Below are 21694 nucleotides of genomic sequence, written 5' to 3' on the forward strand. Positions count from 1 at the left end.
ATGAAAATCAGACCCGCTGTTTTAATCATACAAGATGATAGTATCCTGACCATGCATTACTGTTATGGTGGTCAGGATGTTTACAATCTTCCCGGAGGAAATCTTGAATTTGGTGAGTTTCTGGCCGATGCCCTCTCGCGGGAGTTGGAAGAAGAGCTATCAGTAAAAGCCAGTATAGGCGACTTGATTATGGTAGGGGAGGTGCATTTCCCTGAACACCATAAACAAACTATTCATTTTATTTTTGAAGGTAAAATAACCGAAGGTATACCTGTCTTGAATCCAGTGCATACTTCTGCATTGGCAGTTGAGTGGATAAAGATAGCTGACCTTGATAAGGTACATCTTTACCCGAATGTAAGCGAACATATAAAGGCGTATCTAGCCGGAAACCTGCCAGATGTCTATATAGGTAAGCTCAACCAGCTATGGTTTTAGAAGGCCTCTTTTAATTTCATGCGGCGCACTTTTCCTGAAAACAGATAAATAAAGGCCAGAATTGCCAGACTTCCCATAATTAAGAAAGCATAAGGCATTCGGCTGATAACGTTGTGGTAAATCTCGGCCGATAAAAAAGCTCCCAAACCAATACCGGCTTCCATACAAATATACATGGTAGCCAACGCTCGTCCGCGATTGTTCTCGTCGCATAGGTCAATAGTCCATGCTTGTAAAATAGGAGAGAGCACCCCCTGCGCAATGCCAAAGAAAACAGCAGCTATTATAAACAGGTAAATATTATGTGCAAAAGCTGTAAAACCCATGGCAATAATCAAGGCAAAACAACCCCAGCGTAATACCGGAATCCGGCCGTTTTTATCAGAAACCTTACCCGCTGCAAAACGGATAAACAAAGAAGCTAACGTATAAATCAGAAAATATAAACCTTTGTTATGCAAACCAATGCTTTTGCTTAAGTCGGGCGAAAGCGTTGCAATTGCCCCAAAGCTGAACGATGTCAGAAACATAACAGTAGCAGCAGGCAAAACCATTTCATCAAAAATATCGGTTTGTTTAATTTTTAACGAGTTGGCCGAAAAACGCTCACGCTGGTTCTGTGGCAGAGTTTCTTTCATGTTATATAAAATAGCAATTGAAATAAGCGCAAACATAGAAGAAACATAAAACAGCACATTCATCGAAAAAGTATCGGCTATCCAGCTACCTAAAGCCGGGCCGAACGCCATTCCGAAGCTACTCATTAAGCCGTGCATTCCCATAGCCTCGCCGCGTCTGTTGGCAGGAACAATATCAGCAATATAAGCGGCGGTTCCGGTAGGTTTAAAACCTGTCGAGAAGCCATGAACTAATCTTAAAAACAAGAACGGGTAAATACTAGTTACCAACGGATAGAAGAACCCGCATACGAAGCAAACCAGAGAACCAAAAGCCATTACAGGAACACGGCCGATACGGTCGGTGAGACGCCCGCTAAAAGGACGCGAAAACCCTGCGGTAAGTGTAAAAAGACTAATGATAAGACCTTTGTATTCTGCCCCTCCTAATTTTGATAAATAATCAGGCAGTTCAGGTATAAGCATATTAAAACTTGCAAAGAAAACCAGTGAACTTATGCAGAGAAGCCAGTATTGGAGAGAGAATATACTATCAGATTGTTGTTCCATTTGCAAAAATAAAGCATATCGCCAAGTATTTCCAAAACAAACTTTGTTTAGAAATATCATTCAGTAACAAAGTACAATTTTTGTGAAATCCTGCCTCGTATTAATTAAAAATATCATTTCAAATATTTTAATACATCTGGTGCAACCCTTTTCTTTAAGAGATTCGTCATTGTGTATAGTTCTGGTAATTATTTAAATAATGTTTCGCTAATTATGAGTAGAAGTGTACACAAATCTTTATTTGTTCACTACTAAAAAACTATCTAAAATCGATGAAAAAGAATGTTTTAAAAATGGCATCGCTTAGTCTGGCCTTAGGGTTTTTGATTACAGCCTGTAACAAAGACATGACGAGTGATTCTCTTACGCCGGATTCGCAGGCAGCAGCTGTTGTAGCCGATAACCAGACTATTCAGGATGAGTCGGAAGATGCCTACGAATTGGTTGATGACATTACCTTTTTGCCTTTTGGTGGGCGGAATTTCCGTGAAACCGGTGCCGACGATAAAGGGCATCCTAACGGGGGGGGGCATTTCCCGATACTAGGTGCAGGCTGGGACAGGCCCTGGAAAGGAAAGCTTGACGATGATTGCGCAAACGTAACCAAAACCGTTGCCAATAATCTTATTACCATTGTTTTTGATTACACTGGAGTAAGTACCTGCGACGACAAAGCCGTTGGCGGAAAACTGACTATCACAATGCCTGTTAAACCCGATTCAGGTTTTTCAGGTACGCTTACACGTACTGTCAATTATGAAAATCTGAAGAGAGACACGCTCATTCTGAATGGTTCGCATACCATTACTACTACCGTAGCAAATGGCAAAGCAACTGCCAGTGAGAAACTTACCAATATGTCAATTACCAATACTAATACAAATAAGGTAATTACCTACACCAGTACAAAGAAACGTACTGTTGATAACAAAGGGACTGCCACAAAAGATGACGATGAGTCACAAACTACGGGTAGTACCAATGCCAAGTCAAGTGATGGTACCGAGTTTACGGCCAATATTACCAAAACATTAGTTGTGAAATACGCCTGTCAGGAATCAAGAGGTTTTCCTGTGAGCGGAACTATCGAAATCAAGCCTTTCACGGGCGATTCAAAAGTTGTCGATTATGGAGATGGTACCTGTGATTTAAAATACACAGTTACTACTAACGGTGTAACAGTAGAGAAAGAAAAGACAAAACCAACAAAGAGAAAAAAAGGTTAGTAATACGTTTAAATATGTTGGAAAGTGTTGCCTGTTTTTGGCAACACTTTTTTTATTTTAAGGCATAGTGTATTTATGCGTGTGTTTTTTCGATTCGGAAAAACATTATACCCACAATAATCAGCCATACCAGCCAGAGTGTGCTGCCAATAAAACCTGCCATGTTCCACACCGGAAAATCAGGCATAATGGTGGCAAATAATTCGGCCTGAGCCATTAAATAAATAACCGAGCTTATATAGCCTAAGAGGTTTACCCATCGCGGAAACAGCTTTAACTGGGCAAAGGAAAAAGAAATAAGGATTGTCCAGATAATGGTAAATAATTGCCCCAGATATTCTCCCAAAATAACACCCCCAAACTGATGAATGGTTTTGAACGATACCACAGCCGCTGCGCGGGTGGCTTCGTCTGTGGCCTTCACGAAGGTCTCAGCAAAAATAGGCACAACGAATGTCCAGCGTAAAAGGCCAATCATTTGCACTATTAGCCCGATAACCCCTATAATGGTTGCTACACGCACAAGCGGAGCTTTACTTTCATATTTCTGGCCAATCATGATATAGGCAGGAATCAGCGGAATACCTGTAATGGCAAAAGCAAACCATGTCCAGATTAAGGTTTTTCCGCCCTCATGAAACCTCGTCAATACAACAGAGGTTTCTTCACGCAAAATATCAGGATATTGAAAAATAATGGTTAGCAAGGTATATGGAATAAGAACCGCAATTGCACCCGCAATTAAGAAGCTCCCGATAATATGATTTATTTTCATGTTGTTTTTTGGAGAGATTGATACCATTGGAGTGTTTCCTGAATGATAGTTAAATGATTAGTATAATGATTACCAAAACGACTTACATATTTGTGATGGCTGACCAGATACGGATATTCAAACTGGTAAGCCAGTTCGTAAAGTTCTTTCAGTAAAGGGTCGAACAAACCGGCTAGCCTGACAACAAACTTAGGTAATATCATAACTTTAGCTTTTTTACCTGTTTCTGCTTCAAAATGTTTAATCCACTGGTTCAGGTTCAGGGCCGGAGCATTAGGAACATGCCATATTTGTCCGAAAGTATCATTAGCAGTTCCGACATTAATCATGGCTGTGGCAAAATCTCTGATGTAAGTAAAAGTATGAGGAAGCAATAAGCTACCAGCTAACATAATGGTGTGCTCCTGATGTAACCTTTCCAGGAAATTCAGACTAAAAACCCCCTTGTGTATTCTTGGGCCTATAAAATCGGCAGCTTTAACAAAAGCCACCCGATTACTTATTGTTTTATTGGCCTGTAACAAAGTCTTAATAACAGAAGCTCTTATCTGCCCTTTTTTAGAAGTAGCTGTATGAGACATACTTTCGGTCATTTCCTGCCCCCTTACATTTCCATAAGAATAAAGGTTATCGGCAAATACCAGTTTAGCCGATGTTTGCTCAAGTGCAAAAGCTAGCGCCGAAGCAGCGGCCGGATAAAACTCGGCCCAGAGTTGATAAGGTACATCTGTACAACTAAAAATCACTTCTGACTCCCGAGCAATGTTTTCCAGTTGTTGTTTATTGGTTACATCTGCCCCGATAAGTTTTACATTTTTGGGGAGATTGATGTTTAATCTCCCCTGTTTGTTCACTAATAATATGTTTTCTGTTGGGTTATTACGGAGTAAAGTCTCCATAATTGTAAGCCCTAGCTGACCCGTTCCTAAGATAGTTTTCATTGATAAAAGTATTTTAAAAGAAGAAAGAATAACTTAGGCCGGGTGTCGGATTTATCTTCAGGCTTTCACCTTTTGCTGCTACGGCTATACCACCGATTCTGAAATTTAATCCTTTCCAAATCATCCATCTGAAACCAGCTTCAACACCTAAGGCGTTTTTGCCTTCGTAGTCGCGGCTGAATCCGCGCAGATAGTTGGCTCCGGCGTAGAACGATGAGGGATTTTCTTTTTTACCCACAGGCAGAAACCAGAGTGTTACTCCTGCCTTGAAAAAATTAGTGTTTTCGCCAGATTTAAAAGCAGTGGGGTAGTAGCCTGCATGAACAGAAACCTGATGACGACGGTACTCTAACCCAACCGACGGGTTGCGGAAACCATTAATACTGATTTCGTTTGCCGAGAATTTGCTTTGTGAAAAAGCTGTACCTGAAACAAATAATAATAAGAAAACGAGTAATTGTTTTGTGTTCATTTTTGTAATTATTTAGATATTAAATTAAAAATTAAGACATAGCTCTGCCATGTATCTGGCTGATTGCCAGATAACAGGAGTAATTTTTTGAGAATGTTAAAGTTTGTATTTGCCGATATGAGGAAGTACGTCGCCGCCTATATAGAGGTACCCGTTATGTTCTTTTACGGCTCCGGCTTCAGGCATGATTTTACCCTGAGTATCAAAGAATGATTGAAGTATTTTGCCATCTGCTGAAATGTGCATAACCATTCCGAATTTTTCCTGTTTGGGTTGCATAAATTCTGGTAAAGCATAGATTAACTTTTTCATGCCGGGCTTAGAATGAATTTTATCTAGCGCATCGTTTCGTTTTGTAGTAAAACCAAGCCAATAGGAGCCATCTTCTCTGATTGAAATTCCGTTCGGAAATCCATGAAGATTATCAATGAAAATCTCAATTTGGCCTGTTTTCTCTCCTTTAAGCCAGTATTTCAGTATTCTGTATCTGGTTGTTTCTACCAGTAAAGCGTAGCTTTCGTCTTTTGATAAAACTACCCCATTTCCAAAATAAGTACCTCGTATAAGGGTCTTAACCTGATTTGTTTTTGGGTCATAACAGTAGAAACCGCCGATGGGCTTCATTTCAAGAATTACTTTACGACCATATTGAATGGTGTAAGGAGCAATATCAGAAGTATTTGAAAAATAGATTTTTCCGTCTGAAGCAATATCTAAGCCATTAGGAATCAGAAAAGGGTTTTCGTTTTCGTCTCTGTCAGCTAAAAGGGTTACTTTTTTATCAGGACTGATGCGAATAAGCCCTTCTTTATGGCTCAAAGCAACCAGATTCCCTACTGAATCAAAATGAAGGCCAGCTACCCAAGATTGAGCATCGTAAAAAACTTCGATTTTGCCCGTAGTATCAATTTTTAAGATTTTGCCATCATTAAAATTATTTGCCCCAATATGAACGCCACAATACAGATTCCCCGCTTTATCAAAGATAATATCTTCGGGGCCATACCAACCATTCAGGCTGATTTTCTGAGATTGAAGCAGGGCCTCGTTAAGCGTGCTTGTGCCTTCAAAGGCTGGTTTGGGCTGCGGCTGCCATGCTTGTGGGCGGAGCGTACAAGATGAAAGTACGCATGAAAATATAATGACTACTAATAATCCATAAGTATTTAAAATATTGTTGAAATGTTGCATATCGTCGTTTGTTTAATGTGACGATGCAAAGTTCGGGTGCAGAAAAAGGCTTTTACTGGACAAATGTCTAAAAAGAAGCCCTAGCGTATATTATTTCTTATGCGGCTAAGGTGGCGGGGTGTTACACCAAGCATAGAGGCCAAGTATTGTAACGGTATTCTTTGTAGTAGGTGGGGTTCTTCTCTAAGCATTTTTTCATAACGTTGTTCACCGCTCAATACAATCAGGTCGTGGCGGGTGGCATCTATACCACAAATTGACTGCTCCAGAAGATTAATGTAAAAATCTTTAAAGAGCGGAATTTCGTTGACGAGCTTTTTCAGGTTCACTCGGCTAATCAGAAAAATGGCTCCGTCTGTTAAAGCTCTTATATTTTCTAGCGCGGGTATTTCGCCTACAAAACTTAGTACTGAGGCAATAAAGGTATTTTCGATAGAAATATAGGTAGTTCGTTCTTCGCCGTCTATCAGCACGTAATACTGAAACATACCACTATCAACAAGGCCAATGTATCGGCTTGTTTTGCCTTCTTCCACGAAAGATTCATTTTTTTTGAAATGCTGGAGTTTAAAAGCAGCCACAATCTTCTCCAAATCATTATCGTTAAAACCCATTGCGCTAAAGTAATATTTTAATTTTTCCATGAGGTGCGTTGCTTAACAATTAGCTGCTTATAAAACTGGCAAAGAAGAAATACAGAATAATAAACCAAAATAGCAGAAAGTAGGCATTAGAAAAAGCCTGATTAAATAAAAATATTTGCAGGTTATGGGTTTTCTTGAAAACATTGGTTTGTTTTTCAGTAAAAGCATAATGAAAACCCACCTGAACCAGACAAATAAAAAAGCCAGCAGGAGACTTACCTCCGGCTGGCTAAGTAAACTTACCCAAACAAACGTATTACATAGGCTGCGCAACCCATTCGGGGCCAAAGTCAAATAGGGGAATACCCCTCATTGTTTCTTTCGTAGCAGTTTGTTGGTATATTGTTAAAAAACCACTTGTTTTTTCGCTCGATGCTGGGTACAACCTGCCATTAAAATAATAATAATCAACTTTTATTTCTATTGGCATATCCTCAATTACTTTGATATTCAAATCCTTAATACTTTTTGAAATTTCAAAACTATTGACCGAAAACTTATAATTAGGTTTTTCTGAGTTTCTGTATGGGAACATAAACTGCACTGGTGAAACCCATTTTTCGTTACCAAAAATAGCCAGCTTTAAAACTGGGTTGTCAGGATTGACATCCAGCGGAATAAACGGATAAAGTCTGAAATTATCGACCAGACTTTTGTATTCATTAAATTCAACACAGAAAAGACCCGGTGTGCTAGTTATAATGGGGTATTTGCTGCCAACTGTGTTGGCGTAATAAGCAGGGCCGTCTTTTTTGTCTTTGAAAATACAAGAATAACCAATTCTGAAATTTTTAAAATACTCATAGTTCTTGAAAAACGTCTTATACAGTTTTTCAAGACTAGGTATCGAGGATTTCTTTACCAGCCCATAGAATGATTTAATGAGCGTGTTATAACGGTTTATAATATCCTTGTATTCTCCTTTGTCCAGATAGTTGGTAATACTACTATTCAATTCAAGACAAAAGTCATAGTATTCGTCGTGCATTTGCTGATAGGTAATACTATAACTTGAGAAAAATTTCAGGTAAGACAAAAACTGCTGACGGGTAATCATATAGATATTAAGTTTGGCTAAATAGCTACTAGTACCCGTGAAGTCTTCAGTAATAGACGGTTTGCTGAGGTTCAATACAGTTTCCCAGTTCTTATATTGAAAACCCTTTACTACGTAGGTATCATAAGGAGATGTTTTTAGTTTTTCCATGATGGTTAAAGGCTTTAAGCGTTTTCAATAGTCAGGATATCCTGTATTATTTTTAGCGTATAGAAATTCTCTTTTATTCTGGCAAGTTCTTGTTTGTAGTCTTTGAGCGTAGTCGTATTTAGGCAGTCTTTCTTCATTTGAATCAGCAGAACCAAATCCTGAAACTGTGCTTCTGTTACAGGGATGGAGGGCAGATTAACCGATAAAAGCAAACTGCTTGATGCCGATGTTTTATCGAAAAGATTTTTGGCTCTGGTTAATTCCTCAACAATAAGGTCAAGTTCTTTGCTGTAAGAGATTAAAAGATTGGCATAAGTATTAACCATTTTTATCTCGTCACCTTTTAGGGTTTTTACAAAGTTATCCATGGCCTCATTGGTTGCAAAAGCGGGGTCGTTAAGTAAACTAACCAGATTGCTTTTTACAGCATTTAAGGCTACTTCAAGGTCAATGCCTTCTATTTTCTGGATAACGTACAAATATGGCTCAGAGACATCGTTCTTTTTAATGTAGTCAAGATTAATAGCCAGCCTGATAAGGTAGCTTTTATCCATGTCATTAATTCGGGCAATGGCTTTTTTACGGTCTTCTTCGGCCTGTGCTTTTTTTGTTTGCTTGTCGGAGTCTGCAATGTATTTTATTTCTTTAGTAGCAATGTTATACATCTTGATACCCTGAAGAAATTTACGGTTGTTTTCAAGCTCTTCAAAGCTTTTATGCAGGCTGTCAAAAGCAGCTTCGTTGCTTACCTTAGGGTCTATTTTGGGCGGCTCAGGAATAGCCGGCGGGCTTGGGTCTTTTTCAGGTGCTTTTACATTGGCCCAATCCTTTTTTATAATGTTGTCAACCGCTGTTTTAAACAAGTCGTTTACCCATGTAGCGGTGGTTGAGTCAACAGGGTAGGTGTCCTGATACGCAGAGAAATTCAGGCTTGCGTTTTTTTCTGAGGCTTCTTTCAGATAATTAACCGAGCTGCTAATCGAAGTAGCTGTCTGAAATGTAGCACCAAAAGTAAGCTGGTGCTGGTCTTTCGATTTATTGCTGCTTTTAGAGTGTTCATAAACAATCTGGGCGGCCGAATACGAAATTAAATCAAGCCTGACAATACAGCCTGTTCCGTAGGTATTAATAAAGGTATCATAAGCCCTGATTCGTTCAGCAAAAGAACCTGACTCTAAAACTATTTTCCAGTATAAATCGGCCACAGGTTGTTTTAGCGCAGCCACTATTTTATCGTTATTGGCTGCGCCGTAGTTTAGCTTTACAATTCCGTTGTCAAATTTGTAAAGCATAAAAATTTTCTCGCGGGTTTCGCTTGTCAGGCTGGCTCGTGCCGTAACCATCGAATATTTAGCTTCAATGGCACAGGTTGATAAGTTTATTTTGGTGCTAACCCCCAAACCAAGAGCCCAGCTACTTTCGGTTTCGTTGAAAGTATTCTCGGAAGAGTATATTTTTTCACTTGAGCCTTTCTGAAAATCAAGCAGCTTAGCTCCGTTTAGTTTGTCTAAATCAAAGATTTCGGCGGTGTCGAGTACCTCATTGTATCTGACGGGTGTACCAATTTTATAAAGACTATAGGCATTGTTAGGCCTGAGCGCAACTAATTCGTTGTCTCCTTGTTCTATACTTTTGGCCATAAAAATTAAAGTTTAGAGATATTCATTGAACAAGCTCCCAGCGTACCCGTCGATTGCCCCGCGTTACCGGACCCAGTAATTTCACAACTGTAGCCCGAGTTTTGGTCTGTCAGATAGAATTTGTTTTCGCCAACCGACGGCGAGTCCCAATGTATTTTACAGATAACTTGCCCGTTGGTGATGTTTTCTTTTAGTTCGATAGTTCCCTCAGTACCCACGGCAACAGACCATGAAGCAGAGGTGAATTTACTAGTAGCGGTACATTTACCATCTGGGAAATCGACAGTCTTAGGAATACTACTCGAACCATGTACTACATTGGTAGTACCTTTGATAGAAACGCCATACACACAAATGTTGACACTAAACCATTGTTCGCCCAGCATTTGCTGCATTTTTTTTACTTCCATTGTAACAGTATCAACCGTAATATAAGGCTGCATCGGGCTGGTGCCTATAATATAAAGCGTATGAGTACGATGCTGCGAAAGTGGGTGTCGGAGGGTAACGTTGCTGAATTGTTGCTCTAAATTTGCTTTTTGTACCAATTCCAATGCTTGTGGGAGGTCCATTTTGAGAGGCCATTTTGTTATAACGATGTCTTCAGAAAACGGCTCTTTATGTAAAACAGGTTGGGCAAAAGTATCGAAAGAAATGTTTTCGATTGTAATTGAAAAGATGTTCTTATAAGCGAACACAATTCTCATTTTGTCTAAATCGTCAGGATTCAGTGTAGTTCCTTCGGTTTTCCAGGCATCTACTTCTAATAATAAGGCATCTGGATATACAGCTAAAACTTGTTTGATGCCAATGCTGGCGCGGGCAATGAAAGATGGTTTTGACACGGCAAAATAATTATATTACTTCTTTTCCTTACTCTTTTACAGGTTTTTCAGGAATCACCTTGAGCCTACAAACCTAGACACAAAAAAAGTTAAAAAATATAAGGGTTAACCCCTATATTTTTTAACTTTAAAGCTAATTACCCTATACCACCTAGATGAGAATTTTAAAAATAGCTTTGCTGTTAGCTACTAGCTTTGTTGCATGCCAAAAAGAAAATACACTTGTTAAATCTGACTCAACTGCCGTCTGGATTGCAAATCCTGATAATTATACAGATAAAACCTATCATAAAGTACTATTTGATACGTACAAAAACTACCAAAAAAAAGAACTAACCGACAGTTGCCAAAGATTATTGGTAGATTTTGCTAATGTGATTCCTACCTACCAGTACGACACCCTTTTTGTAAACTTAGGGCAGCAGTTCCTGAACAAAAAGCCTAATAAAAGACCAGATGCCGCAAGAGCCCAGATTCTTTATTCATTAGGATTGCAATACAGGGTGGCTGCCAGCTACGATTCTGCCAAATGGTTTTTGCAGCAGAGTATTGTGCTAAACCAAAACCAGAATAAACTCCTGCAAGCCAATACCGAAATGGTGCTGGGAAACGTATATTACAGCGAGAATAACCTCAAACAAGCCTTATTGCATTACCTGAAAGCCGAAAAACTTTACGAATTACAGAACGACCACGTTAATCTGGGGGTAGTGTATGCCAATATTGCTAACTGTTTTCAGGATATTTACAGTTATCCGCAGTATCAGACATATATTAATAAGGCCATGAGTGTGTCTTTGAAAGATAAGGATTCTGTAATATATCTCGACTTTAAGGTGAATTATATCAAGACCGTCTTTAATTTCGATTCCGATACACTCAAGTTTATTCATGAGGCCGACAGAGTTAATGAAGAAATAAAAACACTTAAAAACAGAGATTCTGTTCTGGTGTTTGATAATGCCCTGTTGCAGTGTCAAAAGTTTTTGTTTAGCAAGCAGGGGTGGCTAACAGGTATTGGCCCGTATTTAAGTACGATTCAACGACTTGCCCGACAAACGGGTAATGAAGATTATACAAATGAAGTTTCTCTTATTGAGGGCCAATATGATTTAAAGAAAAACGGGGCGATACAAGACACCCGAAAACTTGAAAAACTAGCCAATAACTTTAAAGAATACGGGCTGCTGCTCGAAGCACTCGAAGTAAATAAACTCCTGTATAAAAATGCCTTTCATAAAGGGGTGTATAAAGAAGCAATAGGGTATCTGCAAGAAGCTAATAATTTACAGGGGCTTATTCATAGAAAAAGCAATGAAGGGCGAATAATTGATTTAGAAATAAGGTATGCCTCAGAAAAAAAAGAACAGCAAATCAAATTACAGCAGGAAGAACTGGCCCATAATAAGCGATTGATTGGGTTTTTGCTATTACTGTTGATTACGATAATACTAGGTTTCTTGCTGTATATTCAGCGACAAAAAAACAAGGTACTAAAACAACAGAACGAAAGAGAACAATGGTTTTCGAAAGCCTTAATGGAAGACATTGAGAACGACCGCCGGCGCATAGCTGCCGACCTGCACGATAGTATCAGCTACGAACTACTCATGTTGAAGTCGACTTTTACAGAGGTGCGCCCGAGTGTTGATAAAATTATAGAAAATGTACGAAGCCTCAGTCGAAATCTGTATCCGGCACTTTTTGAAGAAATAGGTTTAATACCTACTCTCGAGGGGGCTATTGATATGTTTCATCATACACATAATTTATGGGTATCATTCGAAACCTCTTATAAAGGCTCCTTAACGTCAGCCAATGAACTACACCTTTACAGAATAATTCAGGAAACCCTCAACAATGTTGTAAAACATGCTTCGGCACACGCTGCTAAAATAACTATACAGGAAGATGAAAAAAAAATATTAGTTAAAGTAGAAGACAATGGTAAAGGTTTTGATACAACAATGATATTGAAAGACAAACGCTCGTTTGGTTTGCATAATATTCTGAGCAGGGCTAAAATTATTGGGGGCGAATGTCACATTGAGTCTTCTGAAAGAGGAACTAATATAACTATTTATATACCTAAAACAACATGCTGAAAATAATTATTGCCGAAGACCACCCCATTTTTGCCATGGGAGTTAAAAATATTGTCCGTTCAATAGGATATACCAACGTAGAATCTTATACCAACGGCATTATTGCATATAATCATATTATGCAAAAGCACCCGATACTTGCTATTCTTGATGTTAATATGCCCGGTATGAGCGGCCTCGAAATACTGAAACAAATCAGGCTCAATAAAATCCCTACAAAAGTTATTTTATTAACCATGCACAAAGAAATAAGCATTTATAACAAAGCCCGTGAACTGGGTGTGGAAGGCTTTATTTTGAAAGATAATAATGAGAATGACCTTGAAACATGTATCAGAAAGGTACTGAACGGAGAAAAGTTTAAAACCCAAACAATAGAAATGACTTTCTTTATTAATCAGGATTCTGACTTTACTACTGTGCCTAAAATAACATTTGCAGAAAAAAAGGTTTTAGGGCTACTGGCCGAAAATAAAACAAATAAACAGATTGCAGAGCTATTGTTTATTTCAGAAAAAACGGTTGAAGGGCATCGAGCTAATATTGTAAAAAAACTTAATCTGCCTAAGGGCAAAAACTCCTTGCTGGTTTGGGCTTCTAAAAATTTTAAAGCTTTTGAGAATTATATTATGTAAATGCCCAACAAAGAGGCTAGGTGCAGATATGAGAAAACAAAAAACGCAATTACTCGCTAAAGAGGTAATTGCGTTTGCGTTTTGAGGTCCCGAGCGGATTCGAACCGCTGTAGAAGCTTTTGCAGAGCTCTGCCTAGCCACTCGGCCACAGGACCATTTGGGAGTGCAAAAGTACAAGCATTGTACCAAACTCCCAAAAAAAAGTAAAAAAAAATATAAAACTTATTGGTGAGATTGGTTGTTTACGGTGGCAATAGGTTTATAATCAATTAATTACCTAAGTGTAATTTATTAATCAAAAGCTAAAGTCAGTCTGTTTGTAGCCAATAAGTGCCATATTTTAAGGCTAATAACTTGTACCCGAGAGGTTTATTTTAACTTTGTCAAGATTTTTTTACTATTGACGCAACCCTTTCAATACTTTTTTGCATCTTGCTTATGAACGTATGATTTTATGACAAGAATTTTATCTTTATTCACTAACGAATACGACCTTGCAAAGGCCGTACAGCGGCAAGACCCAAAGGCGCAAACTCGGTTATATGAGAAATTCGCCTCGAAAATGCTGGCTGTTTGTAGTCGTTATGTAGGAGATAAAATGGAGGCAGAAGATGTAATGATTGAGGGATTCATGAAAATCTTTGATAAAATAGACCAATTTACTTTTCAAGGTAGTTTTGAAGGGTGGGTCAGAAGAATCATGATTAACGAAGCCTTAATGTATGTCAGAAGTAAAAAAGTGATAGAGGTAGATTTGGAATATGCTGTTGAAGAGCCCAACGATGCTGCCTTTAGTACTGATTTAGATGCAGAAGACTTACTAAAATTAATAGAACAATTGCCTGAGGGCTACCGGATGGTATTTAATCTTTATGCAATTGAAGGTTATAACCACCAAGAGATAGGCCAGTTACTTGGTATTTCGGAAGGAACTTCGAAATCTCAGTTAAGCAGAGCAAGAGCTATTTTGCAAAGTAAGTTAATGAAGTTGGAAAAAAATGTAATTTAGAAATTCCCCCTTATGGGCGTGCCGACAGATTCGGTAGGGGACATGAAAATATCAGTTATAAAAATGAAAAAACATCCGATTGACGACCTATTTGCCAAAAAACTGGCAGAACACCGCCAGGAGCCTTCTCAGAAAGCCTTTGAGAAATTTCAGGCGCGTTTGCAGGAAAAACAAAGCAAGCGTCGGGGAGGAGTATTTGCCATTTATCGCAACTGGCCTTATTATGCAGCCGCTGCCAGTGTTGTAGCAGCTTTAACCATAGGGGTTCTATTACAGAATAACACTACTGACTCGTCGGTAGCAGTTAATACAAACAAACCTACTCAGGTTGATGCCGTTAAACAACCCGCCTCATCGGCCAATGACACGAAAGCGAATTTGTCAGATAATCAGGCAACAAGCAGTACAGTAGCTAGTGCCGAAACAAAACAGATGCCAGCTACTAACAATGCAACACCTACTCAGCTAAGTAGCAAAACAACACTAGCAGCTAATAAGGCTGTGGTAACAAAGCCAGCAGAAATACATGAAAAAGTTTCTGTGCCTGAAATACAGAAACCACAAGAAATGCAACAATCACTTGCATCTATACAAGTTACAGATACAACACCTTTACAGGCTTTAGCTAGCAAAAATTCGGCTGTTCTGGCTGAATCATCTGCCAACAAAAATGTAGTAGCAGGTAAATATAATATTGGCAAACCTATTACGCTTATTATTGATCCGGTTGAGGAAAATACACTGGCAGCCGTTACGGAAACAGAAAGCCTAGCGGAAGAAAAAGCCGAAAAAGAGAAATCTTTTCTGGCAAAATTATACGGAGAATACAAGCACTTTAAGTACGGTGAGAAAGTAGACCTAAAGAAACTAGGTGTAAAAGATGTTGTTGCCAGAGTTGACGAAGGCTTATTGAAAGAAGAACGCGAAGATGTAAGAGATTACGTACAACGCAGAATAGGCAGAATACAAAAAAGAGAGTAGTACTCAGAAACATAGAAAAATAAACGTGAATATAATTTTAAGATAAAATAATGAAAAGACTAGGACTCATACTCTTACTAATATTAGGAGGTCTTTCAGTAAAAGCATCGTACAAACAAGATACTACTATTGTTGAGTTTACTGACCGCGGCGTTAAGAAGCGTGTAACGGTTTATGCTGCAAGCAAAACAGACTTTGATTTACCGCGCAACCTTAATCTGGATAATGTGCTTAAAAGCATCGGAGTAGACTCCGCCGAACGTAAAAAAGCCTTTATGCTTCTTGGGCAGTCGGGCGAAAAACAGGACACAATTCTGGTGATAGCCCGTGATGGCAGAAATGTTAAAATAGTAGCGCGTGATGTAAGAGGCCAACTAGGGAAAAGAGACACCTTACGCAATGGTAATGACGAACACTGGAGCCGCTCTGATAGTAATGATGACGACGACGATGATGATAATCGGTCTACTTATAAAAAAACTAAAGGGAAAGAAGGGAACAGTAGATTTTTCTCACGTTCCGACTTCGGGTTCTATGTTGGGCTAAATAACTGGTCGAATGGCCCAGCGGCTGTTCCCGAACTTGAAACTTGGAATTCGAGATTTATAGCTTTATCATTCCGCAGAAATGCCACACTTATCAATGGCAAACAAATGGACCTCGCTCTAAGTTATGGGCCTGAAATATCGTGGAATAACTTCATGTTTGAAGGAAATAACTATATCGACCACGCAACCGAACAGATAGAGTTTCTGAAATCTGCTAAAGACTTAAATCGTACTAAATTAGTAGTTACAAGCCTGAACCTGCCAATTATGTTTAATTTTGGCTTTGAGGAAGCTAAGCTCAAGATAGGTCTTGGTGGCTACATTGGTTATAGAGTTGGAAGTTACCGTAAACTAAAATATAGTGATAGCAAAAAGAAAGAAATTGACAGAGATAGTTATGGCTTAAACGATTTCCGTTATGGCCTGACGGCAGAGATAGGGAAGAAGAGGGGTATTACATTTTTTGGTCGGTATGATTTAAACGAATTATTTAAATCAAGCCAGAAAAATGCTTCAGGTTTACAAGCCTGGACAATTGGCATAAGGCTATAAAAAATAATTACCCTAAAAAAGTGGCAAAAAATTGTAAGTTTTTTGCCACTTTTTTGTGCGAAAAGATGCTTCAAAAAAAAAATAAAAAGAAATTGATTTTTTTGTGTGCTAATATTTGACAATTAAAAAAAAGAATGTAATTTTGCACTCCCATTCGGAAAGATTGTTCTTTGATAAGTGTTCCGAAGGTGTGGTTTTTTGAAAAAAGGGGGTGTACCAGAGTGGCCAAATGGGGCAGACTGTAAATCTGCTAGCTTACGCTTACGGTGGTTCGAATCCATCCGCCCCCACAAATATCAACAATGAGTTCATGGTTGATGTTAATTCAATAAATTTATCAGCGGGAGTAGCTCATTTAATAGAGCGACAATTCCATTGCGGTAACCTTCCAAGCTAATAAGTGAAGTTGAAAAATAATTTATCAGCGGGAGTAGCTCATTTGGTAGAGCGATAGCCTTCCAAGCTATAGGTGGCGGGTTCGAGACCCGTCTCCCGCTCAGAAAAGCAATAAGCACTTTAAAAAGTGTCTTTCGCATTTTATAGAAAATGCCTTCGTAGCTCAGTGGTAGAGCACTTCCTTGGTAAGGAAGAGGTCGGCAGTTCAATCCTGCTTGAAGGCTCTAGCTTTGAAAAGAGCAGTTTCTTGTTAAGGAAGAAGCCAGCAAAAGCAGTTATACTGCTAAACCCTGCTCAAAACTCTGAAAAGAGTCTTTTTCTTAAAAAGAAAAACAACAGCAGGACACTGCAATCAAGTAATCCTGCCTTAGTTGATAATCTTTTAAAAGTAAGAAGAGAAGTTTTAGGCAAAAAATCAGCATTAAACCTGATTTGATGAAATAAAAAAGAGTTTCTTCTTTCGTTGACTAGTTCAATCCGACTGTTCTGCAAGAAGGCTCATCAAAGTGAATAATTAATTTTGTAATAAATCTAATATTTAGACTTCAATAATCATGGCAAAAGAGAATTTTGACCGTAGTAAACCTCACGTAAACATTGGTACTATTGGTCACGTTGACCACGGTAAAACAACTTTGACAGCTGCCATTACAAAGGTACTTTCAGAGAAAGGATTGGCAGAGAAAAGAGATTTCTCATCTATTGACAATGCCCCAGAAGAAAAAGAGCGTGGTATTACTATTAACACTGCGCACGTAGAATATCAAACATCAAACCGTCACTATGCTCACGTTGACTGTCCTGGTCACGCTGACTACGTGAAAAACATGGTAACTGGTGCTGCTCAGATGGACGGTGCTATTCTTGTAGTAGCTGCAACTGATGGTCCGATGCCACAAACTCGCGAGCACATCCTTTTGGCTCGTCAGGTAGGTGTACCTCAATTAGTTGTGTTCATGAACAAAGTGGACATGGTTGATGACCCTGAGTTATTGGAGCTAGTTGAAATGGAAATCCGTGACTTGTTGTCATTCTACAAATATGATGGTGATAACATCCCAGTAATTCAAGGTTCAGCTCTTGGTGGCTTGAACGGCGAACCAAAATGGGTTGCTACTATCGAACAATTAATGGAAGCTGTTGATACATTTATTCCACTTCCTGCTCGTGCAACTGACAAACCATTCTTGATGCCGGTTGAGGACGTATTCTCAATCACAGGTCGTGGTACTGTTGCAACAGGTCGTATTGAAACAGGTGTAATCAACTCAGGTGAACCAGTTGAAATCTTAGGTATGGGTGCTGAAGGCTTGAAATCAGTTGTAACTGGTGTTGAGATGTTCCGTAAAATCCTTGACCGTGGTGAAGCTGGTGACAACGTAGGGTTATTGCTTCGTGGTATTGAGAAAACCGATATCAGACGTGGTATGGTTATCTGTAAACCAGGTTCAGTTAAACCACACGCTCACTTCAAAGCTGAGGTTTACGTATTAAGTAAAGAAGAAGGTGGTCGTCATACACCATTCTTTAACAAATATCGTCCTCAATTCTATTTCCGTACAACTGACGTAACTGGTGAGATCACTCTTCCAGCAGGTGTGGAAATGGTTATGCCTGGTGATAACATCACTATCGAAGTGAAATTAATCAACGCCATCGCTATGGATAAAGGTCTTCGTTTCGCGATTCGTGAAGGTGGACGTACCGTAGGTGCTGGTCAGGTAACTGAAATCCTTGCTTAATTCTTAGAATTAGGAAGCATCATAAAGAAAAGCACTTTCGCAAGAAAGTGCTTTTTGTTTTTATAGCCTTTTGTTATAAAAGATAAATATTTAGGGGTTTATGTTGTTTAAATTGTCATAAAAGCAAATCATACTCATATAATGCTCTACCTTATCGGAATTACTATTACATTCTTTTTGGCGATATTGCTCATTAGCAAAAAGAATAAATCACGTGCTGATAAAATTCTAAGTGTCTGGCTTGTATTTATTGGCTTGCATCTGCAATTATTTTATTTACATTTTAGTGGGCAGTATGTTCAGTTTCCTTATTTGTTGGGGCTCGAAATTCCGATGCCATTGGTGCATGGTCCATTTTTGTATTTATATATCCATTCACACATACCTCATTCACAACGTAAATCCAGATGGCTTCTTCATTTTCTACCATCTCTGGCCGCTTATATTTCCTTGATACCTTTTCTTGTTTTATCGAACGAACAAAAAATATTTGTTTACAAACACCAAGGTGTTGGTTTTGAATCGTTAACAACGTTTATTTTTATTGCTATTGTTTTATCAGGAATTATTTATGTAGCGCTTTGTTGGTACTTGATTTCACGTCATAAAACACGAATACAAGATTCATGGCAAATGGCTGAGAAAATGAATATGAAATGGATATGGTATTTTCTGTATGGAGTTGCAGTGATATGGATTGTAGTTATTATTGGTAATGACACCCTCACGTTTGGTTCTGTGTCTGTATTTGTAATACTAATTGGTTATGTGGGTGTTAAACAAGGTAATGTATTTAGTAATTATGCTTTATCTTATGGTGTTTCTATGCCTTCTGATGCTTTTAGGATGGAACAAAATTGTCAATACGCGAATCAAATAGCTTTTGAACCTAAGCATATCACCGAAAAAATAAAGTACCAGAAGTCAGCTTTAAAAGAAGAGGAAGCTCTATTGATTCATACGCAATTGAGACAATTGATGCAAACAGAGAAACTATTCAAAATACCTGAGTTAACTCTTGGGAAACTGGCCGAAAAACTTGGCGTGCATCAGAATACTTTATCGCAGGTGATTAATTCTTTTGAACAAAAAACATTTTATGATTACATAAATCATTTGCGCATTGAAGCATTCAAAGAAATTGTGCTTGCTGATGATAGCAAAAAATATACCCTTCTTTCGCTGGCTTTCGATTGTGGTTTCAATTCGAAGACCTCTTTTAACCGAACTTTTAAGAAAACTCTAGGAATGTCGCCCAAAGAGTATCTGGCTCAGATTTCATTACCTTTAGCGGCATAAAATTAGGTGCCACCTTACAAATTGGGGCGATTAGCATCTGTTAGCGGTTCAACTTTGCTGAAAAACAAAGCAAAACAATGAATCGAACACTTAGTATTATTTCAGCCATGCTATTGGTACTCTTTTTTGTTAGCTGCCAGAAAGAGCTGTCTATCAACGAAGCGGGTAATTTGGTGCCTAAAACAGTAGACCAAGACCCTTCGCTCCCTTCTATTATTGTTAATAATACACAGCTTCATGCCGAAACCTTCGGGAAGCCGAGCAATCCTATGCTTATTATTTTGCATGGTGGGCCCGGTAGTGATTATCGTTACCTGCTTAATTGCAAGGCATTTGCTAACGAGGGGTATTATGTAGTATTTTATGACCAAAGAGGCTCAGGTTTATCTAAGCGTCATGCAAAAGATACTTACACCATCCAAATCATGTTCGACGACCTGAGCGCCGTTATTGCCCATTACCGTACATCGCCTACCCAAAAAGTTTATTTTCTGGGGCATTCATGGGGGGCTATGCTGGCAACGGCTTATATCAATGCTTACCCTAAAAGCGTTGATGGAGCAATTTTAGCCGAACCGGGTGGCTTTATCTGGCAAGATGTGATAGACTACGTGGGTCGCTCACGTAGTTTCAAATTGCTTTCAGAGACACTTAACGATGCTACTTACCTCGATCAGTTTATTACAGGAAAACAAGACGAACAGGCTATACTTGATTATAAATTTACACTCATGGCTTCGGCTGATGAATCGACAGAAAGTTCGTTAGGGAACGATGGCCCTTTGCCATTCTGGCGTAGTGGTGCAATTATTCAGGAAGCCTTATTTGAAGCAGGAAACAAAGAAAAACCAGATTGGACAACAAATCTGAAAGCTTATACGAAAAAGGTACTCTTTATTTATAGCGAGCGTAACAAATCTTATGGCTTGGCCCATGCACAAAAGGTATCCTCGGCCTACCCAAATGTAAACTTGGTGAAAATCAACGGTGCCGGGCACGATATGCTCAGTTTTCCAACAGGCTGGAGTAATTTTTATCCTATTGCACTAAAATACCTAAACCAACTTTAATATGAAAACTGTAAGATTGATTTTAGCTTTAAGCCTTTTAAGCGTAAATAGTATTAATGCTCAAACTCTAAATTGGGCAAGCCTTCAAAAACAGCATAGGCACATTGCCAATATAAATATCGGGCTAGAATATGGCGTAACTGTGGGCATAACGTATGGCTATCAATTGAAAACATCTTTGCCTGTGGTAATTGCAGCAGAATACTCCATGCCATCAGGCAAGACTATCAGTGATGATTTTAAAACCAAAATAGGTGGGCAGATAAGATGGGTTAGGGTTAACGATTTTAATTTAAGTACCCGAATACAAGGTGTTTTCAGAAGATTCGAAAATAACTATGTTACGTTAGCTAATTTCGGTACTGATGTATCCGGCGTAATAGGATATTACAAACCTAAGTGGTTTTTGGCAGGTGAAACAGGGTTTGATAAGGCCATTGTAACGCATTTTAAGCATACTGAACTAATGAATGAGAACTTTGCGGCTAAAAATGGCTGGTATGTGCCGGCAACTGGTGGTAATTTCTATTATGGTATGCAGGCCGGTTTTAGCTGGCGAAGCCACGACCTCTCGCTTAAAGTCGGGAAAGTAATCAGTCAGGACTTTAGAACGAAACCTTTGCTTCCTTTTTATGCACAAATAGGCTATTCGCTGAAAATGAAGTAGGGACGAAAACGCTAAAGGAAAGATAGGTGAAAGTAGAAAACTGTCTGGTAATGGTACTGTTTGTTAATATTTGTTTTTTTCTTGTTTGTAGTAATTTAGGCAAGGCTTTTGCTATTTTTGTAGC

20 protein-coding genes and 4 tRNA genes are annotated in these 21694 nt (G+C 38.8%); 14 read left to right on the forward strand and 10 right to left on the reverse strand.

Annotation, left to right across the window (positions count from 1 at the left end):
* Positions 1-438 carry an NUDIX domain-containing protein gene (locus tag WAA15_RS22580; protein ID WP_337045117.1) on the forward strand — a complete coding sequence of 146 codons (438 nt, stop codon included), beginning with the start codon at positions 1-3 and terminating at the stop codon, positions 436-438.
* On the opposite strand, the gene WAA15_RS22585 is transcribed toward WAA15_RS22580, so the two are convergent.
* Positions 435-1685, reverse strand: coding sequence for an MFS transporter (locus WAA15_RS22585; protein WP_337045118.1), 1251 nt, complete (start codon positions 1683-1685; stop codon positions 435-437). The two genes, WAA15_RS22580 and WAA15_RS22585, sit on opposite strands and share 4 nt — an antisense overlap.
* A gap of 212 nt (positions 1686-1897) precedes the next feature.
* On the opposite strand from WAA15_RS22585, the gene WAA15_RS22590 reads away from it, so the two are divergent.
* Positions 1898-2851: a hypothetical protein gene (locus WAA15_RS22590; RefSeq protein WP_337045119.1), complete on the forward strand. Its 954-nt coding sequence runs from the start codon at positions 1898-1900 to the stop codon at positions 2849-2851.
* A 73-nt stretch (positions 2852-2924) separates the two neighbouring features.
* On the opposite strand, the gene WAA15_RS22595 is transcribed toward WAA15_RS22590, so the two are convergent.
* The 8 genes from WAA15_RS22595 to WAA15_RS22630 all read right to left on the reverse strand — a co-directional run bounded on the left by WAA15_RS22595 (position 2925) and on the right by WAA15_RS22630 (position 10566).
* The gene (locus tag WAA15_RS22595; RefSeq protein WP_337045120.1) at positions 2925-3626 is read right to left on the reverse strand and encodes a DUF4386 domain-containing protein; all 702 of its coding nucleotides are present in this window, start codon (positions 3624-3626) and stop codon (positions 2925-2927) included.
* Positions 3623-4567: an NAD-dependent epimerase/dehydratase family protein gene (locus tag WAA15_RS22600; RefSeq protein ID WP_337045121.1), complete on the reverse strand. Its 945-nt coding sequence runs from the start codon at positions 4565-4567 to the stop codon at positions 3623-3625. The genes WAA15_RS22595 and WAA15_RS22600 overlap by 4 nt, the downstream gene beginning before the upstream one ends.
* A 13-nt stretch (positions 4568-4580) precedes the next feature.
* Positions 4581-5039 carry a hypothetical protein gene (locus WAA15_RS22605; RefSeq protein ID WP_337045123.1) on the reverse strand — a complete coding sequence of 153 codons (459 nt, stop codon included), beginning with the start codon at positions 5037-5039 and terminating at the stop codon, positions 4581-4583.
* 96 nt (positions 5040-5135) lie between these two features.
* Positions 5136-6230, reverse strand: a complete 1095-nt coding sequence (locus WAA15_RS22610; protein WP_337045124.1) for an SMP-30/gluconolactonase/LRE family protein — start codon at positions 6228-6230, stop codon at positions 5136-5138.
* A gap of 80 nt (positions 6231-6310) precedes the next feature.
* Entirely contained in the window at positions 6311-6874 is a 564-nt protein-coding gene (locus WAA15_RS22615) for a Crp/Fnr family transcriptional regulator (protein WP_337045125.1), read from the reverse strand.
* 256 nt (positions 6875-7130) lie between these two features.
* A complete protein-coding gene (locus tag WAA15_RS22620) occupies positions 7131-8081 on the reverse strand; it encodes a hypothetical protein (protein WP_337045126.1) in 951 nt (316 codons plus the stop codon).
* Positions 8082-8095: 14 nt separating this feature from the next.
* Positions 8096-9721, reverse strand: a complete 1626-nt coding sequence (locus WAA15_RS22625; protein ID WP_337045127.1) for a hypothetical protein — start codon at positions 9719-9721, stop codon at positions 8096-8098.
* A 5-nt stretch (positions 9722-9726) separates the two neighbouring features.
* A complete protein-coding gene (locus tag WAA15_RS22630; RefSeq protein ID WP_337045128.1) occupies positions 9727-10566 on the reverse strand; it encodes an aegerolysin family protein in 840 nt (279 codons plus the stop codon).
* A gap of 155 nt (positions 10567-10721) precedes the next feature.
* On the opposite strand from WAA15_RS22630, the gene WAA15_RS22635 reads away from it, so the two are divergent.
* Together WAA15_RS22635 and WAA15_RS22640 are read left to right on the forward strand one after the other, a co-directional pair.
* Complete coding sequence (locus WAA15_RS22635; RefSeq protein WP_337045129.1) at positions 10722-12671, forward strand: sensor histidine kinase; 1950 nt, start codon at positions 10722-10724, stop codon at positions 12669-12671.
* The gene (locus WAA15_RS22640) at positions 12665-13306 is read left to right on the forward strand and encodes a response regulator transcription factor (RefSeq protein ID WP_337045130.1); all 642 of its coding nucleotides are present in this window, start codon (positions 12665-12667) and stop codon (positions 13304-13306) included. The genes WAA15_RS22635 and WAA15_RS22640 overlap by 7 nt, the downstream gene beginning before the upstream one ends.
* A gap of 84 nt (positions 13307-13390) precedes the next feature.
* Here WAA15_RS22640 and WAA15_RS22645 read toward each other — a convergent pair.
* Positions 13391-13461: transfer RNA gene (locus WAA15_RS22645), tRNA-Cys, on the reverse strand.
* 299 nt (positions 13462-13760) lie between these two features.
* On the opposite strand from WAA15_RS22645, the gene WAA15_RS22650 reads away from it, so the two are divergent.
* The 10 genes from WAA15_RS22650 (at position 13761) to WAA15_RS22695 (ending at position 21570) form a co-directional block, all read left to right on the forward strand.
* Positions 13761-14315 carry an RNA polymerase sigma factor gene (locus tag WAA15_RS22650; protein ID WP_337045131.1) on the forward strand — a complete coding sequence of 185 codons (555 nt, stop codon included), beginning with the start codon at positions 13761-13763 and terminating at the stop codon, positions 14313-14315.
* Positions 14316-14378: 63 nt separating this feature from the next.
* Complete coding sequence (locus WAA15_RS22655) at positions 14379-15296, forward strand: hypothetical protein (RefSeq protein WP_337045132.1); 918 nt, start codon at positions 14379-14381, stop codon at positions 15294-15296.
* 50 nt (positions 15297-15346) lie between these two features.
* The gene (locus tag WAA15_RS22660; RefSeq protein WP_337045133.1) at positions 15347-16396 is read left to right on the forward strand and encodes a hypothetical protein; all 1050 of its coding nucleotides are present in this window, start codon (positions 15347-15349) and stop codon (positions 16394-16396) included.
* Positions 16397-16603: 207 nt separating this feature from the next.
* Positions 16604-16686: transfer RNA gene (locus WAA15_RS22665), tRNA-Tyr, on the forward strand.
* 134 nt (positions 16687-16820) lie between these two features.
* A tRNA-Gly gene (locus WAA15_RS22670) sits at positions 16821-16893 on the forward strand.
* A 51-nt stretch (positions 16894-16944) separates the two neighbouring features.
* Positions 16945-17016: transfer RNA gene (locus WAA15_RS22675), tRNA-Thr, on the forward strand.
* A 330-nt stretch (positions 17017-17346) separates the two neighbouring features.
* Positions 17347-18534 (forward strand): elongation factor Tu, encoded by a 1188-nt coding sequence (tuf, locus tag WAA15_RS22680; RefSeq protein ID WP_337045134.1) that lies wholly within the window; start codon positions 17347-17349, stop codon positions 18532-18534.
* Positions 18535-18675: 141 nt separating this feature from the next.
* Positions 18676-19833: a helix-turn-helix domain-containing protein gene (locus tag WAA15_RS22685; protein ID WP_337045135.1), complete on the forward strand. Its 1158-nt coding sequence runs from the start codon at positions 18676-18678 to the stop codon at positions 19831-19833.
* A gap of 77 nt (positions 19834-19910) precedes the next feature.
* Positions 19911-20903: an alpha/beta fold hydrolase gene (locus WAA15_RS22690; protein WP_337045136.1), complete on the forward strand. Its 993-nt coding sequence runs from the start codon at positions 19911-19913 to the stop codon at positions 20901-20903.
* A 1-nt stretch (position 20904) separates the two neighbouring features.
* On the forward strand, positions 20905-21570 hold the full coding sequence (locus tag WAA15_RS22695; protein ID WP_337045137.1) for a hypothetical protein: 666 nt from the start codon (positions 20905-20907) through the stop codon (positions 21568-21570).
* Positions 21571-21694: the final 124 nt, after the last annotated feature.

This window comes from Emticicia sp. 17c (assembly GCF_037153985.1).
Lineage (GTDB): Bacteria > Bacteroidota > Bacteroidia > Cytophagales > Spirosomataceae > Emticicia.

What these genes read in the sequence shown, in the direction of transcription:
- WAA15_RS22655 (WP_337045132.1), top strand. Translation starts at nt 14,379, where the DNA reads ATGAAAAAACATCCGATTGACGACCTATTTGCCAAAAAACTGGCAGAA.
- WAA15_RS22695 (WP_337045137.1), top strand. Translation starts at nt 20,905, where the DNA reads ATGAAAACTGTAAGATTGATTTTAGCTTTAAGCCTTTTAAGCGTAAAT.
- WAA15_RS22605 (WP_337045123.1), bottom strand. Translation starts at nt 5,039, where the DNA reads ATGAACACAAAACAATTACTCGTTTTCTTATTATTATTTGTTTCAGGT.
- WAA15_RS22610 (WP_337045124.1), bottom strand. Translation starts at nt 6,230, where the DNA reads ATGCAACATTTCAACAATATTTTAAATACTTATGGATTATTAGTAGTC.
- WAA15_RS22650 (WP_337045131.1), top strand. Translation starts at nt 13,761, where the DNA reads ATGACAAGAATTTTATCTTTATTCACTAACGAATACGACCTTGCAAAG.
- WAA15_RS22580 (WP_337045117.1), top strand. Translation starts at nt 1, where the DNA reads ATGAAAATCAGACCCGCTGTTTTAATCATACAAGATGATAGTATCCTG.
- WAA15_RS22590 (WP_337045119.1), top strand. Translation starts at nt 1,898, where the DNA reads ATGAAAAAGAATGTTTTAAAAATGGCATCGCTTAGTCTGGCCTTAGGG.
- WAA15_RS22635 (WP_337045129.1), top strand. Translation starts at nt 10,722, where the DNA reads ATGAGAATTTTAAAAATAGCTTTGCTGTTAGCTACTAGCTTTGTTGCA.
- WAA15_RS22625 (WP_337045127.1), bottom strand. Translation starts at nt 9,721, where the DNA reads ATGGCCAAAAGTATAGAACAAGGAGACAACGAATTAGTTGCGCTCAGG.
- WAA15_RS22585 (WP_337045118.1), bottom strand. Translation starts at nt 1,685, where the DNA reads ATGATATTTCTAAACAAAGTTTGTTTTGGAAATACTTGGCGATATGCT.
- WAA15_RS22600 (WP_337045121.1), bottom strand. Translation starts at nt 4,567, where the DNA reads ATGAAAACTATCTTAGGAACGGGTCAGCTAGGGCTTACAATTATGGAG.
- WAA15_RS22685 (WP_337045135.1), top strand. Translation starts at nt 18,676, where the DNA reads ATGCTCTACCTTATCGGAATTACTATTACATTCTTTTTGGCGATATTG.
- WAA15_RS22640 (WP_337045130.1), top strand. Translation starts at nt 12,665, where the DNA reads ATGCTGAAAATAATTATTGCCGAAGACCACCCCATTTTTGCCATGGGA.
- tuf (WP_337045134.1), top strand. Translation starts at nt 17,347, where the DNA reads ATGGCAAAAGAGAATTTTGACCGTAGTAAACCTCACGTAAACATTGGT.
- WAA15_RS22660 (WP_337045133.1), top strand. Translation starts at nt 15,347, where the DNA reads ATGAAAAGACTAGGACTCATACTCTTACTAATATTAGGAGGTCTTTCA.
- WAA15_RS22620 (WP_337045126.1), bottom strand. Translation starts at nt 8,081, where the DNA reads ATGGAAAAACTAAAAACATCTCCTTATGATACCTACGTAGTAAAGGGT.
- WAA15_RS22690 (WP_337045136.1), top strand. Translation starts at nt 19,911, where the DNA reads ATGAATCGAACACTTAGTATTATTTCAGCCATGCTATTGGTACTCTTT.
- WAA15_RS22595 (WP_337045120.1), bottom strand. Translation starts at nt 3,626, where the DNA reads ATGAAAATAAATCATATTATCGGGAGCTTCTTAATTGCGGGTGCAATT.
- WAA15_RS22615 (WP_337045125.1), bottom strand. Translation starts at nt 6,874, where the DNA reads ATGGAAAAATTAAAATATTACTTTAGCGCAATGGGTTTTAACGATAAT.